Annotated in this window: 10 protein-coding genes and 1 tRNA gene; 9 read left to right on the top strand and 2 right to left on the bottom strand. The window is 52.5% G+C overall.

The features are described 5' to 3' along the window. Window positions 1-628: 628 nt before the first annotated feature. From E1J53_RS21615 to E1J53_RS21590, 6 genes are all read left to right on the top strand, one after another. Entirely contained in the window at window positions 629-1,693 is a 1,065-nt protein-coding gene (locus E1J53_RS21615; protein ID WP_134274458.1) for an isopentenyl-diphosphate delta-isomerase, read from the top strand. Continuing rightward, window positions 1,690-3,063: a hydroxymethylglutaryl-CoA reductase gene (locus tag E1J53_RS21610; RefSeq protein WP_134274457.1), complete on the top strand. Its 1,374-nt coding sequence runs from the start codon at window positions 1,690-1,692 to the stop codon at window positions 3,061-3,063. The genes E1J53_RS21615 and E1J53_RS21610 overlap by 4 nt, the downstream gene beginning before the upstream one ends. A gap of 651 nt (window positions 3,064-3,714) precedes the next feature. Then, complete coding sequence (locus tag E1J53_RS21605) at window positions 3,715-4,830, top strand: hypothetical protein (protein ID WP_134274456.1); 1,116 nt, start codon at window positions 3,715-3,717, stop codon at window positions 4,828-4,830. Between the two features lie 438 nt (window positions 4,831-5,268). Continuing rightward, entirely contained in the window at window positions 5,269-6,801 is a 1,533-nt protein-coding gene (locus E1J53_RS21600) for a hypothetical protein (protein ID WP_134274455.1), read from the top strand. 1,735 nt (window positions 6,802-8,536) lie between these two features. Beyond that, window positions 8,537-10,093 (top strand): hypothetical protein, encoded by a 1,557-nt coding sequence (locus E1J53_RS21595; protein WP_134274454.1) that lies wholly within the window; start codon window positions 8,537-8,539, stop codon window positions 10,091-10,093. A 158-nt stretch (window positions 10,094-10,251) separates the two neighbouring features. Next, window positions 10,252-11,370 carry a hypothetical protein gene (locus E1J53_RS21590; RefSeq protein ID WP_134274453.1) on the top strand — a complete coding sequence of 373 codons (1,119 nt, stop codon included), beginning with the start codon at window positions 10,252-10,254 and terminating at the stop codon, window positions 11,368-11,370. Between the two features lie 11 nt (window positions 11,371-11,381). Here the strand turns inward: E1J53_RS21590 and E1J53_RS21585 are convergent, their stop codons facing one another. Continuing rightward, window positions 11,382-12,455 carry a PhoH family protein gene (locus E1J53_RS21585; protein WP_154640272.1) on the bottom strand — a complete coding sequence of 358 codons (1,074 nt, stop codon included), beginning with the start codon at window positions 12,453-12,455 and terminating at the stop codon, window positions 11,382-11,384. 170 nt (window positions 12,456-12,625) lie between these two features. Between E1J53_RS21585 and E1J53_RS21580 the strand changes: the two genes are divergently transcribed. The 3 genes from E1J53_RS21580 (at window position 12,626) to E1J53_RS21570 (ending at window position 16,658) form a co-directional block, all read left to right on the top strand. After that, complete coding sequence (locus E1J53_RS21580) at window positions 12,626-13,411, top strand: S-adenosyl-l-methionine hydroxide adenosyltransferase family protein (protein WP_253932241.1); 786 nt, start codon at window positions 12,626-12,628, stop codon at window positions 13,409-13,411. A 600-nt stretch (window positions 13,412-14,011) separates the two neighbouring features. Continuing rightward, window positions 14,012-16,387, top strand: a complete 2,376-nt coding sequence (locus E1J53_RS21575; protein WP_154640271.1) for a thiamine pyrophosphate-dependent enzyme — start codon at window positions 14,012-14,014, stop codon at window positions 16,385-16,387. Window positions 16,388-16,586: 199 nt separating this feature from the next. Beyond that, window positions 16,587-16,658: transfer RNA gene (locus E1J53_RS21570), tRNA-Gln, on the top strand. A 103-nt stretch (window positions 16,659-16,761) separates the two neighbouring features. On the opposite strand, the gene E1J53_RS21565 is transcribed toward E1J53_RS21570, so the two are convergent. Further along, window positions 16,762-17,838, bottom strand: coding sequence for a Fic family protein (locus E1J53_RS21565; RefSeq protein ID WP_134274451.1), 1,077 nt, complete (start codon window positions 17,836-17,838; stop codon window positions 16,762-16,764). Between the last annotated feature and the right edge of the window lie 331 nt (window positions 17,839-18,169).

The following is an 18,169-nucleotide window of genomic DNA, read 5'->3' as shown; positions in this document are numbered from 1 at the left end:
TGTCGTACAATAGTGGAGGATGATTCAACGCTTTCGTTCCCGTCCGGTACGCGCGTGCATCTGAGGAAATGACGGAAACGTCCTCCGCTAGCCGCCTAAATGTACCCAAAGAATTTGTCAAGTGTTTGCTTTTTGGAAAGACCGTTTTGGGAAGGCGCCTTCGGGCGCCTTCATTTTTTGTCCCCCTGAGCCCCAAATTTCTGAGGGAAAGGTCTACGGTCAGTAGCGGGAGGGAGTTACGAATGAGGGCGCGGTCAGCGCCCGGAAAGCGGGCCATCCGCAGAACTTTCCTGACCCAAGCCTTAGTCTTCCCCTCCGCCTTGGGTAAAAAATTACCATCGGCCGGTGCTTGGCCGACCAAGCTCCCATTTGGCGGGGGCAGACCTTTTCCGGTGCCCGCTTGACCCAAGCCTTCGCCTTGGGTGTCATTTTTTTCGACCGGCCTGCGGAGGAAGCCTTTTCCGGTGGTTTTTCCGTTGCGGTGGCCTTTGCTGGAGCTTTGACGACCGGCTTGCGGAGCAAACCTTTTCCGTTGCGTTGGCTTCAGCCTTCCCTTCCTTTTCCCTGAATCGGACCAATGGATGCTGGCGTCGGTAAACCATTCCCCGTGAGTAACGTTGCGGATACTATGTCTGAAAGGCCCACGAATACCAAGCTGTCCGCAGAAGAAATTGCGGACCCCACCGCCGCCAGCCGTAAGGAAGATCACATCGAGTTGGCCTTCCGCTCCCAGGTGGACGGGATGCGGCTGGATCATCGCTTTTTTTACGAACCGCTGCTTGCTCCTCACCCGCTCCCGGGCAGTCTGCCGCCCATCAAATTTGGGGACAAAAACATGCGTGCGCCCCTGTGGGTGAGTAGCATGACCGGCGGGACGGAAAAAGCCTACGTCATTAACCAGAACCTGGCCCAGGCCTGCGCCGAATTTGGTCTCGGCATGGGGCTGGGGTCCTGTCGACCACTGCTCTACGGGCAGGACCGGCTGCGGGATTTTGACATTCGTCCGGTGACGGGAGACGAGGTGCCCCTGTTCGCCAACCTCGGGGTGGCCCAGATTGAAGACCTGATCGATGCCGACCGCCTGCCGGAAATCCGCCAGATGGTGGACCTGCTGCGGGCGGATGGACTGATCATTCACGTCAATCCGCTCCAGGAATGGCTGCAGCCGGAGGGCGACCGCTTCCGCATGGCGCCCATCGAAGTGATTCGTGCCGTACTTTCCGGACTACCGGGCTTGCCCGTGATCGTTAAGGAAGTGGGGCAGGGGATGGGCCCGGACAGTCTGCGGGCCCTGCTTCAACTGCCTCTACTGGCCCTGGATACGGCGGCCAATGGCGGAACCAACTTCAGTAAACTGGAACTCTACCGGAGCGATGAGCTTTCCCGGCGCGCCTTCGAGCCGGTCACCCTGCTGGGGCACGCCGCCCTCGAGATGGTCAATACCGTGAACGACATTGCGGCGGAGGGCGACGGAGCGCAGGTGCAATGCGCTAATCTGATCATTAGCGGTGGACTGCAGAATTTCCTGGACGGCTACTACCTCACCGAGCGGGCGGCACTGCCCGCCATTTATGGGCAGGCTTCCGCTTTTCTGCGCTACGCCAGGGAAGATTATGCGACCCTGAAACGCTACGTACTCACCCAAATCCGGGGCCTCGAGCTGGCCCGGGCTTATCTTCGCCTGCGACCATGACGAAAACTCCCCTCATTTTGGCAGAAAAGACCAATCCTGCGGACAATAACGACCTCCTGCGCCGGGTAAACGGCTTCAGCCGGATGGACAAGCACCAACGGCGCCACTGGCTGGGCGAACACTATCTCCCCGCCGATCAGGCGGAGGCCCTTGGCTACTTCGATGCTCCCGATGATGTCCGCCAGGAAGTACTGGATAATTTTAGTGAGAATACCGTCGCCAATTTCCCCATGCCCTTCGGGGTGGCCCCGAATTTCCTCGTGAATGGCAAGACCTACGCGATTCCGATGGTGATCGAGGAAAGCAGTGTGGTGGCCGCCGCCAGCAGCGCGGCCAAGTACTGGCTCTCCCGCGGGGGCTTCCACGCCGAGGTGGTGGCCGCCGAGAAGCTGGGACAGCTGCACTTTCGCTGGGGCGGTAAGCCCGAACGCCGCGCGGCCCTGCTGGATGACCTTTGCACCCGCGTCCGCGCCCAAACGAAAGAACTTACCGCCCGCATGGAAAGTCGGGGCGGTGGTGTACGCGGCATGAGCTGGCGGCATCTGCCGGAAGTGGCCGAAGATTGTTACCAGCTTCTCGTGCGCTTCGGCACGGCCGACAGCATGGGCGCCAACTTCATCAACACTGTTCTGGAAGCCTACGGGCGTGAGCTGGAACGTTGGGCGGAAGATTGTCCGGACCTGACGGAAGAAGAACGGGAACTGGAGGTCATCATGGCCATCCTGAGCAACCACACCCCCAACTGTGTGGTGCGGGCCTGGGTAAGCTCCCCGATCTCGGCCATGAACGTGCCGGGGGTGCAGGTGGACGCGGCGGATTTCGCCCGGCGCTTCAAGCTGGCCGTCGATATTGCCCGCCAGGATCCCTACCGGGCGGTTACCCACAACAAGGGCATCATGAATGGCGTGGACGCGGTGGTGCTGGCCACCGGTAACGATTTTCGGGCCATCGAGGCCGCCTGCCACGCCTACGCTGCCGCCGACGGACAGTACCGTGGGCTCTCCCGTTGTCGCCTCGTGGATGATACCTTCCACTTTGAGTTAAGCCTGCCCCTGGCGCTGGGTACGGTGGGTGGCCTGACCAAACTCCACCCCATGGCCAGCGCGGCCCTGGACGTACTGGGGCGCCCCGGCGCCGAAGAGCTGATGTGCGTGATGGCGGCCGCTGGCCTGGCCCAAAACTTTGCGGCCCTCCGCAGCCTCGTCACCACGGGAATTCAGAAGGGGCACATGAAGATGCACCTTCAGAACATCCTTTCTTCCTTTGACGCCACCCCGGAGGAGCGCCGGCTCACCGAAGAACACTTTGTCGGGAAAACCGTGAGCCATCACGGGGTGCGGGAATATCTGGACGAGGTGAGAAAGGCTTAGGTGGAGGAGACAGAAGAAGAAAGACATAAGAAGGAAGGCTACGGAACACGTCTGCTCCGCAGGCCGGTCCTTGGCGGAGGTGAAAAAGCTACGGAAAAGGTCTGCTCCGCAGGCCGGTCGTAAGGCTGAGGATCAGGAAGGCTACGGAGAAAGTCTACTCCCCGCCCAATAGGAGGTTGGTCGGGCAAGTGCAGGCCGGTCGTAAATTGTGGACTAAGGTTGAGGCTTACACCGGTCGGCGGACTACCCCCCTCGTCCTTCGCGTTTCGGCCGGCGACCTGTCGGATAAAATAACCCTATATCTGGTACAGCGTCTCCTGGTTGAGACGTTCCACGTCGAATGGCTTAGGCTGGGAATGAGGGCTCAAGGGGAAAAGGCTAAGGCTTAGGAGACAGAAGTAGGAAGACAGAAGAAGGAAGGTTAAGGAAAGGGTCTGCTTGGCACGCTTGTCGTAGATTTTTTGCCTGCACCGCCCCTGGTGGAGACGTTCCACGTCGAACGACTTAGGCTTGGAATGAGTTCCACCGGTCGGCGGACTACCCCCCTCGTCCCTCGCGTTCCGGCCGGCGACCAGCCGGGCAAAGGGCAGTTTAACCAATCATTGACAATCTATTGGTAGATCAATCGGCGGCTAAGTTCGAAATTGCGGGATGATGAAAAGTGTGACGTACGGGGTGCTGGCGCTGATCCTTCTTTCCGGGCTGCTGGGATGTGGTGGCGGCGGTCAGGATAACGAATACCGTATCGTCCTGAACGATAGCATTTTTAACACGGGGGTTAACCGGGCGAACGTCTACTGGCGACCGGGGGATTCCCTGGCATGGGAGGAAGCCCTGACGCGGGCCGATAGTATCCACGTGGAGGGCAATCGCTGGTCGGTGCACTTCCCCGAGGGAGCCTACGAAGTATACAAGACCGAAGACGGTTTCCGTAGCCAGCAACGCATCCTCGGCTGGGACCGTGCTTTTGACACCATCTCTCGCTCTACGAATGCTCTGCGACTGCTGGACAACAATCGGGTGTTGATCGATCTTCCGGCGGCGGATGTCGTGCTGAATGGAGATTCGCTCCGCATTGGGTTACTGCACATTAAGGACCGTGCCTTCTCCTGGGAAGACTTCCCGGTGGAATATCCTGATTACCTGTTGCTTTCAACGTACGGAAACCCAACGGTGCCCCTGGTGATGGACCAGGATAATCTGGGACCGATTTCCCGCAAAACCGTCTTCCGGGTGGGGAGGAAGCATTACGTGTTGAAGTCGGTGGATGAGTCGCGTCGGGAACTGGTGATTGAGCCCATCGCTTCTCCGCGCGACGTTCCGGTGACGGCGGAGTTGGACGTTTACTACAAGCAGGTGCCCGTGCTGGGACTGGACGGAGAACCGACCACCGTTAAACGGGCAAAGGGTAAGGGGTTGGCGCTGTACTTTTGGGGCTTTGGCCCAACGGGAGGGAAAGATATTCTTCGCCTGGACAGCCTCTATCGCCAGCTTCCCGCAGAGGAGCAGGATAAGCTGGATGTTGCCCTGATCAACCACAACAATACCATAGCATCCTTACGGGAGTTTGTGGAAGAGAATGACATCAGGCTACCGGTGTACCGGTCGGTGGCCAAAACCTGTTTGCGGATGAATTGCCATCCGTATTTACCGTACTGGGTGGGGGTAACCAACCGTGGCAGGATCACGAGCTACTATACCTGGCCGCAATGGCTGGAAGAGCGGCTGTCCTCCAGGGGGCTGGCGGACAATCGGGGAGGAGAGTAAGAATAAGTTGGTGATGGAGAGGGAAAAAGGTGCCATGGCCGATTTTGATTCTATACTATATTATCCCTCAGAGTAAATCAACGGCCATGGCACGGCTAAAAATGCTATGAACAACACAAAATTTTCAAGTGGGTGGTGTCGCATGGGGACCACCCCACAAAAGCGTGTTTAGGGCATTTTCCCTAGATTCAGTGTAAAGATAAGTGCGTTTTTCGGATAAACATGGACAACCAACGCGCTTTTGTTAGCTTGGTTTTGATCTTATTAGTAACATTTTGTGGCCATAATGTACTGTTATTCAGTATTTTAATGAGTTGATTTTGTTAGCTGATTTTGGGGTCATATCTTAGTGATGTGAACAGCGCGAAGCCCCGGTTGCACCCGGGGTCTGATTTTGAGCTTTAGCAGGATTCTCGAAACTACATATCCCTCGTCTCTATGAAACAGTTACAGGAACTGGCGGGTGTCCCGTCCCGCGCCACTGTCCGCCAAATTCTGAAGGGCAATGGTCAGGTTAAGGCTACGGAGAGCCTGACCCATAAACTCTATGACCTCGTCCGAAAGGGAGACCTTGATGATGATGGGATTGTAAAGAAGCTGTATGGGAATAACCGCACCCCAAGTTATGGACCGTACCGGACCTTGAAGACGAGATTGAGGCATATATTGGTCCAAGCAATATTATTGGATGAGGTTGAAATGCCGAAATTTAGCACATACAATGATGCTTACAAGCATGGTTATAGACAATTGGCAATTGCAAGAATATTAATCTCACAAAGAGCATACACTTCTGCTAGGGAAATTGGTCGATATACTTACAATCAAGTTAAACCATTTGAGATAGTTTCAATCCTAAAGGACGTTACAGATTTACTGTCAAGCTTGTATTTAGGAGTTGGATATAACGAAGAAAAGTTTAACGAATTTGATGCTTTGTGCGAATATTATACTGAGGCGGAATTTGCTGTGGCTAAGCTTCAGCGATATATGAGGAGAATTAGGAATGGTATTTATGCACATCGAGATTCTCCATATGAAATTGGGCAGCAAGCAAATAAATATTTCATGGAATGCTATTTCATGATAGAGAAGTACCCAAATGTATCATTGATACAATCACTATTGGCTGATCTTGAAGTAACTGGCTGCATGCTAAGGGGTGAATATATTGAAGCAATATCGGCCTCTGAAAGGGGAAGTGCGAGGCTTAGTAAATGCCATGGAGTATCTAGAAATAATCTAGGTTTCCTTGCTTTGAATAGCGTTGAATGCACATTGAGAATTGGAGACTTCTCTCTTGGTCTTGAGCAGATTTCTAAAGCTAAGGAAATGATTCCCGCCCAGTCAATAAATGGTATCAAATTACTGGAGCTTTCAATTAGGCTAGGTTTGTTGACTGGAGAGTATAAGTACTCCTATTTACAATTGACTAGCCTAGATAGAAAATTTTTGAATCGTGTATTCACACCTCGACACATAGAGTACTGGAGAATCATTGAGGCCTACGTGCATTTACTTATATCTGCGGGTAAAATTCCGATTGATAATTCTGATCCTAAGTTGCCTAAGTTCAGGCTAAATCGATTTCTAAACAATGTGCCTACTTATGCTAGGAATAAAAGGGGGATGAATATTCAAATTTTGATAATTCAGGCTATGTTTTTAATTATCGAGAGGAAATATAGTTTAGCAATTGATAGGGTTGAATCTCTAGAAAGGTATTGTAGTAGGTATTTAAAGAAAGATGAAAACTTTAGAAATAATTGCTTTTTCAAATTGTTGACAACTGCAATCAACGCAAATTTTAATCGTACAGCAACGAAAAGAAAGTCTGCGGTAATTTATCAAAAAATGATATCTGCTGATGAACTAAAATCACACAATGTACTAGAGTGGATACCATACGAAAAACTTTGGGAAATACTACTTGACAGCTTGGTCGAAGATAGGAAAATGTCAGTAGCCTAAGGGCCGATCATAAGTAGTGCCAATATGAATTAAATGCATTAGGGTGTTTTTTTTTGATTAATTCCAAAGCATCAAGAAGGGCTGATTTGGGAAGGAAGCATATGTTTTATTTTTTGATGGTTTTGAATTATGAAAAGAGTGGATTCAGATTAAGATATCTTCGGTCATGACTGTTGAATTTTAAGGTGAAAGGAGGGGTGATTAAATGGCTACGTCTTCGACGACGATGCATCCAGCAGCGACCCATTCAGCGATGGTTCCGAAGGCAGCGTTAATGGCCATGATTTGATCTGGAGTGAGGGAATTGATAATTATTTCCATGTTTTATTTTTTGATGATTTTGAATTATAAAAGGGTGGATTCAGATTAAGATATCTTCGGTCATGACTGTTGAATTTTAAGGTGAAAGGAGGGGTGATTAAATGGCTACGTCTTCGACGACGATGCATCCAGCAGCGACCCATTCAGCGATGGTTCCGAAGGCAGCGTTAATGGCCATGATTTGATCTGGAGTGAGGGAATTGATAATTAGTTCCATGTTTTATTTTTTGATGATTTTGAATTATAAAAGGGTGGATTCAGATTAGGATATCTTCGGTCATGACTGTTGAATTTTAAGGTGAAAGGAGGGGTGATTAAATGGCTACGTCTTCGACGACAATGCACCCAGCAGCGACCCATTCAGCGATGGTTCCGAAGGCAGCATTGATGGCCATGATTTGATCTGGAGTGAGGGAATTGATAATTAGTTCCATGTTTTAGTTTTTGATGATTTTGAATTATGAAAAGGGTGATTCAGATTAGGATATCTTCGGTCATGACTGTTGAATTTTTAAGGTGAAAGGAGGGTGATTAAATGGCTACGTCTTCGACGACGATGCATCCAGCAGCGACCCATTCAGCGATGGTTCCGAAGGCAGCGTTAATGGCCATGATTTGATCTGGAGTGAGGGAATTGATAATTAGTTCCATGTTTTATTTTTTGATGATTTTGAATTATGAAGAGGATGGATTCAGATTAGGATATCTTCGGTCATGACTGTTGAATTTTAAGGTGAAAGGAGGGGTGATTAAATGGCTACGTCTTCGACGACGATGCATCCAGCAGCGACCCATTCAGCGATGGTTCCGAAGGCAGCGTTGATGGCCATGATTTGATCTGGAGTGAGGGAATTGATAATTAGTTCCATATGAATTATATTTATTTGAGTTTTCGAGATTTGTATTTGTCTGGTGCAAATTTGATGATGGTTTCTCCTTGAATCGCAGGCAGAATTTGCAGCTCGATTAGATTGTTAAAGTTTACGCCCTAGGGCATGTTCCGGCATAAGTAATTGAATGTCAGTGGTTAAGGGTAGAAAGGTCTGAGGCTGGATTTTAATTTTTCCCTGGAGTTGACCTGCTTGATAGAGCTCATTTTTTTACTTTCTTATCCTCTTAAGCCATTGTTTCTGCTATTCTATTGCTAAGAGCTCGTCTATTCCTAAAGCTGATTTAAAGCTAATTCTCGCTCAAAATTTTGATGAGAATTCAACACAAAGTGCCTTTATTTAATTCAACTGCCTAGTTGAATAATTTGAAAATGCGTATTTTATCAAGGGCCATCACCTTATGTCCTTGTAAGACGCTCTATGAGAAATTTTCTCGATAATTTTGGATATTCTGATTCTTGGCATTTCAATTTGCCAAAGAATAGTTTATAGCTTATGATGAAACTATAGATGCAATTAAAACTATGAAAGAACTTAAGGAATTGATCGAAATTTCTGATGGAGCTACTGTGTTGTCGCTTATAAAGAAGAACCAGGGGGTGATGTCTTTACCGTCTAAGCTGGAACGCTTATACATTCTGTTAAAAAGAACGCTGGGTCGAGTTGATGATGAGGCAGAGATAGTCTCCCTTCTGTATGGGAAAGAAAAGGATCATACTTACCCAGCATATAAACGTTTAAAAGAGCGACTATGGAAGGTATTAGTTGAGTCTTTCAGTTTGTCTACTGAGCCCAAATTTTTGTTCTCGAATTATAATTTAGCATACGAAAATGGGTTTAAGTTGCTGGGAATCGTAATGTACCTTGTTTCTAGAAAAGAATTTCTTTTAGGAAAGAAAATTGCCAATTATACCTTCAAGAAGGTTAGACACTATGAGATCGTAAATTTGAATTTTGAGCTATCTGACGTATTATCAACACTAAGCATGAGTGTGGATTATAATAAAAAGGAGTTTGAAAAGTATATGGAATTAACTGAATACTATCTGCAGGCTCAATTCGATCAAGCGCTAGTAGTAAATAGGTATAAAAAGTTAAAGTGCCAGTTTTACGATAATCAACCAGTTGTAGAGCTGGCAAAATTGGCGGAGATGTACTCTAAGGAGTCATTAGAGATAGCAGAAAAGCACCCAGAAATTCCTAAAATTCAGATATGTTTCTACTTGATGAAGGTGTATAGCTTGATGTGGAAAAGGAAGTATAGCCTAGCTATTGATGAATTAAGGAAGGGGGAAGCTCAAATTAAGTTGTGCAGAGGAACTACTAAGGTAAATTTAGAGTTGTTGCATTTACTTAGTCTTGAATGCGAGGTGTATCAGAGGAAGTTCGATAGGGGCATACAAAAGGTTGTTGAGGCTAAAGAATCTATATCAAGTACGGAAGTTAATTTAATTAAGGTTTCTGAGTTATCTATCCGACTTGGACTAGGAACTAAAAATTATGAGTACGCCTTTGTAGAATTTTCTGAATGTGACTTTGGAAAAATTCAAACTGCTATTGGCAGTCATTTCATTCAATACTGGCGCATCCTCGAAGCCTTCGTCCATCTCCTCGTCGCCACCGGACAGGTGGAACCGGTGGAGGACCTGCCGAAGCTGCGGCCATTTCGGCTGAATCGCTTTTTGAACAGTATCCCGAATTACGAGAAAAACAAGCACGGACTCTACGTGCAGGTACTTATCCTGCAGATGATGTTTTTGATGGCCCGTGGGGAATACGATAAGGTGGTCGATCGGGTAGAAGGGTTTGACCGCTTCCGCCGACGCTACCTGAAGGGGAAGCAGGAATTCCGCAACAACTGCTTCTACCGCTTGATACTCAAGGTCGTCGACGCCAACTTCAACCGCGTGGCGGCCGAACGCCTGGGGAAACCCATCCTGGAGAAAATGATCAACTCCCCGGAACTGGAGCACCGGGAGATCAGCGACATCGAATGGATCCCCTACGAAGATCTGTGGGAAATCCTCCTCGGTACGCTCGACAACAAACGGCGGATGCGGGCGGCCAAACGGACCGCCTAATGGGCCATCAGGAGGCTTGAACAAACTTGACTTCAACTTGAACAGCGGATTATTTGAGTGGTCGGCGGCAACACCCCAATCTTGAGGGAGCTTCCTTATGGAGGGGTGATGCCCCATGAAGGAAAGCGCACCAATTATTTACCCAAAAGACCCATCAAATGTCCTCGCAGCTTAAAACGCTTGCCGTTCTCCTCTTCCTTGCCGTCAATTGTCTATCCGCACAGCCCATTCCCCTAACCGATGCACACTGGCAGCGCATCGATAATGGCACGGGGGATGAATTACCCCACCAGGTAGCAGCGCATAAAGGAACACATGCCTTGAAATTAGAAGCCCATCAAATTGTCCTGCTGAAGGAACGGGCACCGAAAAATTTCACCCTCGAAATGGATGTCGCCGGAGGAGCGATGCCCGGAATAGGTTTCCGGGCGGAAGACCTGTTCAATTACGAATTCCTCTACCTGCGGGTATTCGCCGGAGGGAGTAAAGAAGCCCTTCAGTATGCCCCCGTTTTTAATGGCGCGCTGGGGTGGCAGCTGTACAATTACCCGATGTATGAAGTCACCGCCGACGTATCGCCAGAGGAATGGGTACATATAAAGGTGGAAGTATTTGAGGATAACCTGCGGGTATTCGTAGGCGATCAGGTCAAGCCTAACCTCTCCATAAAATTACTTGGCGGCTATGCGGATGCCGGCCAACTTTTTTTGAAGACCTCCTTTGCCAACGGGTATTACTCCAACATTGAGCTCACGGAAAGCACCCCTTTTCGGGTGAAGTCCACCATCCCGGATGATGGCTACCTCACCGACTGGATGATCTCCCCGCAAACGGAAGGCCAAATCGTGCGGCAAGTTCAATACTATAATCGGCTCAAGAATGCGGAAGAAAACGACACGTGGACGGCCGTCAAGGCGGACCGCGACGGACTGGTCAACTTAGCCCGCTACTTTGACCATCCCAAAGAGGCTGTCTTCGCCAAGACCATGATCCAGGCAGAAGAAGACAAAGAAGTCGACCTGCTCTATGACTTCAGCCAGGTTATGATGATCGTCCTCAACGACCAAATCATTTCCTACGGCTACGAACTGGACACCGAAAACTTCGGTCGCATCAGCCCCGGTGAGCACCGCATCACCCTTCCGCTCAAGGCGGGTGAAAATAAGTTGGTGCTCTGGGTACGCTCGGATGACCTCTGGCAACAAGCCAATCCGCTCTACCTGGGCAGGGCCCAGGCGATGAATTGGGGCTTCATGGCCCAATTGGTCGATAAGTAAAGGTTACCTGGCTACTCGAAGAAGTTCTCTTCATCCGCCCGCGGTCGCCGACTGCGGCCCGGAGGGCCGAGCCGCTCAAAGGTGCTCGTCTCGGGCTTGCTGCTGCTCCGGTCGCCGAAACGGCCGCGGCCTTCGGCCTCGTCGGCCGCATCGTAGGCCTTGATGATGGCCTTCACCAGGCGGTGACGCACGACGTCCTCCGCCGTCAGGCGGACGGTCCCGATGCCCTTGATCGGCTGCAACAGCTTGATGGCCCGGCGCAGTCCGGAGACCTGGTTGCGGGGTAGGTCGACCTGGCTCAGGTCACCGGTGATGATGCACTTGGCCGAGGGGCCCAGGCGGGTCAGGAACATCTTGATCTGGCTGGTCGTCGTATTCTGCGCCTCGTCCATAATCACGAAGCAGTTGTCCAGCGTCCGTCCCCGCATGTAGGCCAGGGGAGCGATTTCGATGGTGCGGTCTTCCCGGAATTTGGCGAGCTTATCGGCCGGAATCATGTCGTCCAGCGCATCGTAGAGGGGGCGCAGGTAGGGGTCGATTTTGTCCTGCAGATCGCCGGGCAGGAAACCCAGGCTCTCTCCCGCCTCAACGGCCGGGCGGGTCAGGATGATCTTCTTGACGGCCTTGTTCTTGAGTGCACGCACGGCCAGCGCTACGGCCGTATACGTCTTACCGGTACCCGCCGGACCAATGGCAAAAACGATGTCGTTTTTCGCCGCGGCCTCCACCATGGCGGCCTGGTTCTTCGTGCGCGCCTTGATGGGCTTGCCGTTTCGGCCGTAGACGATCGTCTTGTTGGAGGCGCCGTTGCCCAGTCGCGTCTGGAAGGGATTTTCCCCCGCCAGTAGGTCTTCCACGGTCTGCTTGCTCAGCTCCCGGTTGTCCTGCAGCAAGCGCATCATCATCTCCAGATGCTGCTTGAGGCGCTGGGTATCTTTTTTATCCCCCTTGATTTTGATGTTGGTACCCCGCTGCGTAACGGTCGCGTCTGGGTAGGCCTCCCGCAGGAGGTTGAGTTTGCGGTTGTTTTCTCCGAGAAGTTCCAGGGGGTCGACACCCTGAATGGATAATACGATTTCGCTCAAACGAATACTTTTGGACCCGCACCTTCAGTGGTACGTGGCACTGTCTTCCAAAACTAAGGAAAAGCTGTGAAAGTTTCGTCCCCTTATCTTTACTTCTATATTATTGCCGTCAGCCGACTAACCGACCAGCGAACTCACCGACCAACAGTCTAACTTACTAACCCACCAATTTGGCTACTCCAAACACTTCCCTGCTTACCCTGACGACGGATTTTGGCCGTGAGGACTTCCACCTTCCCCGGTTGAAGGCCCACCTGCTGGCCGCTCACCGGGCCCTGCAGTTCGTCGACGTCAGCCACGAAGTGCCTCCCTACGACATCGTCCGGGCTGCCTTCATCTTTAACCGTTGCTGGACTCACTTCCCCCAGGGGACGATCCACCTGATCAGCGTCAATGATTTCTATCAGCCCCGCGGACGTTTCCTGGCCATTCGCCACGATCGTCACTTCTTCATCGGCCCCGACAACGGCATCTTCAGCCTGATTTTCGGCCAGATGCCGCGGGATACCTTCGTGCTGGACGGCTACACCCGCAAGGATTCGCTCTCCGCCATCTACGCCCGGGCGGTGGCCCACATCGCACAGGGGAAGCCCTTTCAGGAGATCGGCCTGCCGGCAACCCGCTTCACCGAGCGGCTGGCCTTCCAGCCGGTCATCGGGCCCAACTACATCCGGGGAGCGGTGGTCTTCATCGACCGCTACGCTAACATCACCACCAACATCAGCCGGGACCTTTTCGAGGAAGTGGGCCGCGGCCGCGGCTTCCAGCTGCTCATCAAGCGCATGGACCCCATCGACGGCCTCAGCTTCCGCTACCACGACGTGCCGGAGGGCGAAAAACTGTGCCGCTTCAATTCCGACGGACTGCTGGAGGTCGCCATCAACCTGGACCGCGCCGCTTCCCTGCTGGGCGTCCAGATCGAGGACATGGTCCAGGTAGATTTTATGGAGTCGTAGATTAATTTGGGCGACGGAGCGCGGGTGCAATGTATTTTGGTGTCACCTTTCGCCGAAAGGTGACCACGCCCGCCAAGTTTATTGGAAGGGGCCCTGGAAGGGTCCTCCTTTCCGCAGCGAGGTCTGCAGTCCGTTCTCGGAACGGACCAGGGCCTCCGCGGGTAGTTCCGACCCCCAATCACCCTCCCCTCCAGACAAAAAACCTCCTATCTCCAACCTGGCCGTACGGATATTTTTTGCACCTGCGGCCTCGCCCAAAGGAGGATCAGAAGAAAAAAATGGATCTCCGGGGTAAAAAATTTTTATTTTGGAAAAAGCCCCTCTTGGGCGAATAAACTTTCGTCGCAAAAAAAGGAGCAAGAACGCGTGTTGGCCCGGCGGCAAAGTGCCGGTAACACCCTGTTGATTTTACGCTGCCGTGAGGGGGCAAATCAACCCTCAATGGTACAAAAGCGTTAATTTTGTGGTAAGTTTTGTGCGGCGAATGCGCCGTCTGTTTTGTATTATCCCCGCCTATCTTGACATTTTGCCCACCAAATTTCAGCGACTAACCACCGCGCCAAATTCCCGTGGTTTCGGCCACGGACAAAACGAAAAGCCTTGTCACAGAACGATCCTGAACTACCGCTAATTGAGCTTGAGGAACCGGCTGGTGTCAATACCCATCCGGCCCTTCGGGACTACTACATCTGCCGGGTCAGCCGCGAGCTGAGCAACTTCATCCGACGGGATGTACTTACCGGTCGGGCGAAGTTTGGGATCAGTGACGATGGAAAAGAACTTTACCAGGTGGCCATGGCGCGGGCCATCGCTCGCGGCGACTGGCGGGCCGACTACTATCGGGGCCACACCCTCCTGCTGGCCCTCGGCCTCATCAAGGTGGAGGACGTCCTCGCCCAACTCTACGCCGACGCCGCCGCCGACGGTTTCAGCCGCGGACGGCAGATGGTCGGGCACCACTCCACCCCCACCATCGACGAAACGGGAGCGTGGGTCAATCAACTCGATAGCCTGAACGTCAGCAGCGGTACTTCCCCCACCGCCGGTCAAATGGCGCGCGGCCTCGGCCTCGCCCTGGCCTCCAAACTTTACCGGACCGACAGCAGCATCCCCTCCGAGGGCTTCAGCCGCGACGGCGACGAGATCGTCTGGTCAGAAATCGGTGATGCCTCCACCTCTGAAGGTGTATTCTGGGAGACGATGAATGCCGCCGGCGTGATGAACGTTCCCCTGGTGGTCACCGTGGTGGACGATGGCTACGGCATCTCCGTCCCCAAAGAACTACAAACGACCAAGGGCAGCATCAGTGAGGCCATGGCCGGCCTCAAGGTCGACGGTACCGGCAGCGGTATCGATATATATAAGGTTAAGGGTTGGGACTATCCCGCCCTCATGGACCTCTACCCGAAGGTGGCCGAGCGCGCCCGGGAGACCCACCGCGCGGCACTCGTGCACGTGAGTGAACTCACCCAGCCCAACGGACACAGTACCAGCGGCAGCCACGAGCGCTACAAGAGTAAGGAGCGGCTGACCTGGGAAAAGGAATGGGATTGCCTGGAGCAGTTCCGTCACTGGCTCATCGCCACGGAAGTTGCCGACGCCGGGCAGCTGGCCGAACTGGATAAGGCCGCCAAGAAGGCGGTAAAGGAATCGCGGAAGAACGCCTGGGATACCTTCGTTGGTCGCCTGAGCGCCGAACGCGACGCCCTACTGAAACTTCTGCCCACCAACGGACAGAGCAACGCTGCCTACGAGCGTTGCCGGGAAGACCTGATGGGACTGGAAGTGCCCCTACTCAGCGAGGTGGTGGACGCTTGTCGGCGGTTACGCCTGGCCATCGGTGCGGACAATCTACCCCAGCCCATCACCCAGTGGCTGCGCGACGCGCAGCGCCGCTTGAGCGAGCAGGTGGGCAGCGACCTGTACAGCGACACCGAGCAATCGCCCCTGCGGGTGCCTACCGTTCCCGCCGTGATTGATGAGGACGCTAAACCCGTTCCGGGTTACCAGGTCCTGCAGGATTTCTTCCGGGCCAAACTGAAGCAGTATCCGAACATGTTTGCCTTTGGGGAAGACGTCGGCCAGATCGGCGACGTGAACCAGGGCTTTGCCGGTCTTCAGGAGGAATTCGGTAAGCACCGGGTCTTCGACACCGGTATCCGGGAATGGACCATCCTCGGCCAGGCCATGGGCATGGCCATGCGCGGCATGCGGCCCATCGCCGAGATCCAGTACCTGGACTACATCTTTTACGCCATGTCCGTCCTGGCCGACGACATTGCTACGCTGCGCTGGCGCAGCGCCGGCACCCAGTCGGCACCGGCCATCATCCGCACCCGTGGCCACCGCCTCGAGGGCATCTGGCATAGCGGCAGTTACCTGGCCAGCCTGGTGAGCACCTGTCGGGGCATGCACATCTGCGTTCCCCGCAACATGGTCCAGGCCACCGGCATGTACAACACCCTGCTGCAGGGCGACGATCCGGCTCTGGTGGTGGAAGTCCTCAACGGCTACCGCCTGCGCGAGCAGCAACCCACGAACTACGCCGACTTCACCGTCCCCCTTGGGGTACCCGAGTGCCTCCGCGAGGGTACGGACCTGACCATCCTCACCTACGGCGCCTGCGTGCGGGTCTGCCTGGAGGCCGCCGAGCTGCTCGAGGAGCAGGGCATTGAAGCCGAAGTCATTGACGTACAGACGCTGCTGCCCTTCGACCTGGAGCAGCGCATCGTCAACCAGCACCTCAAGAACACCAACCGTCTGCTCATCGTGGACGAGGATGCCCCTGGTGGTACCTCGGCCTTCCTGAGTCAGCAGATTCTGGAGGTACACGGCGGCTACCAGTACCTGGACGCTCCGGTCAAAACGCTGACGGGGGCGGCGCACCGCCCCGGCTACGCCGACGAGGGCGACTACGCCAGCAAGCCCCAGGTAATGGACGTCGTGGAGGCGGCCATCGACCTGGCCCTGTTCTAAGACCGCAATTGCGGGCAATGGCCCGCAACCTTTCCCGATAGAAGGGGGTTAATCGCATTGGGAGACGTTGACGATTGGCTGCTTCTGGCCGAAAGACAAAATCTCAAAATGTACTAAAAAAAGTACCGACTGCTTGTGGGAATTTCCGGGTGGTTGTATATTTGCGGCCGCTAAGGGAGTTAGCTCCCCGGCTGGTCACAGACCCATGGTGTAATTGGCAACACTGCAGATTTTGGTTCTGTCATTCTAGGTTCGAGTCCTAGTGGGTCTACCCAAGAAAAAGGTCCTTCGCTTCGGCGGAGGGCCTTTTTTGGTTTTTGGGGGGGTGGCATGTGAGAATTGGTCCGTGCATCTGAGGACTTAGTTTGGCACCCTTAGCCTGTGGCGAGTAAATTTATCAGGCGACCATTGACGAAATACTTATCCCGACCGAGTTTATGTTCCGTGAGGATGCCCGCTTCCGTGAGGATGCCGAGGTACTTACGAGCGGTGAGCGGATGAACATCCAGGTCATCGGCTACGATCTGTATTTTGGTGTAGGGATGGCGAAAAATGTTGTTCAGTAAATCCTGGCTGTAAATTTTGGGGTGTTCCTCCCGCAGTTGTCGTTTCACTTCCCGCATGGTGGAGCGGATGGCTGAAATCAAAGCGATACTCTGCTTAGCGGTGACTTCCACGCCACGAAGCATATATACTACCCAGGCCTCCCAGTCTCCCTGGTCACGAACTGTCTGTAGTAGCCGATAGTAGTCTTCCTTATTGGCTATGATGTACTGGCTGAGGTAAAGGATGGGTAACTCCAATAAGCCCTGCTGCACCAGGTATAGAATATTAATGATCCTCCCCGTCCTGCCATTGCCGTCGTAGAATGGGTGAATGCTTTCAAATTGGTGGTGTATGATGGTCATTTTAACCAGGGGGTCCAGCGGGCAAAGGGTATCGTCATTCAAGTACCGGATTAAGTTGTCAAAGTGGTGGTTGATGTCATCCCAGTGTTGTGGCGGAATGTAGACTACTTTTCTGGTCCGGTTATTTTCTAATTGCGTTCCGGGGGTAGAGCGAATACCCGCCCGGTTTTGTTCCAGCGCCTGTTGAATGTTGATTATGTGCGGGCGGGTAATGAGCCCCGTAGCTTTTACGTCGTTAAATCCTTGTCGTAGAGCGATGGCATAGCGTTGTACTTCCTTGGTAGCGGGTGAGTGGCGTTCCGATATGTCAATTTCTGCCCGGAAAAGCTCATCCTGGGTGGTGATGATATTCTCCACGGCAGAGCTGTCCTGGGCCTCTCGGATCGTGAGCGTATTGATCAGGACCTGCTCGTTTGGAATGGTTCTAGCGGTTCCTTTTAACTCTGCGAGTGCCCGGGAAGCGGCATTGAGCGCCCTTAAAACCGGGATCGTGTCAAAGTTGTAAGTCAAGGGCAACGAAGGAATATCATAAGTGGGCTCCATCAAACAATATTAGACATAAAAATTTAACTTAAATCAAAAATAGGTATAAAAAATCTAAATTTTTATGCCTATTGGGGCAACTGAGATAAAAAACTTCATTTTGTATGCCTATTCAGCTGTATATCTGCGACTCATGTTTTGGATGTGTGGGGTGTACGCCTTGGTTAAGGTGGCTTTACTAGGCGGGGGTCTTAATTAAAAAAATGGGAGAAATCTTTAACAATCACCCATCTTAATTAAAAATTCGGCCTAAATCTTAATTAAGGAGCCTGCTAATTAAATTTTAGCCCCAAAATTTAATTAGTGGCCGGTTGCATCAGCCGCCGGAAAG

Origin of the sequence: Lewinella sp. W8, assembly GCF_004375085.3 — a bacterium.
Taxonomy (GTDB): Bacteria; Bacteroidota; Bacteroidia; order Chitinophagales; family Saprospiraceae; genus Neolewinella.
This window is presented reverse-complemented; position numbering and strand designations above follow the sequence as displayed.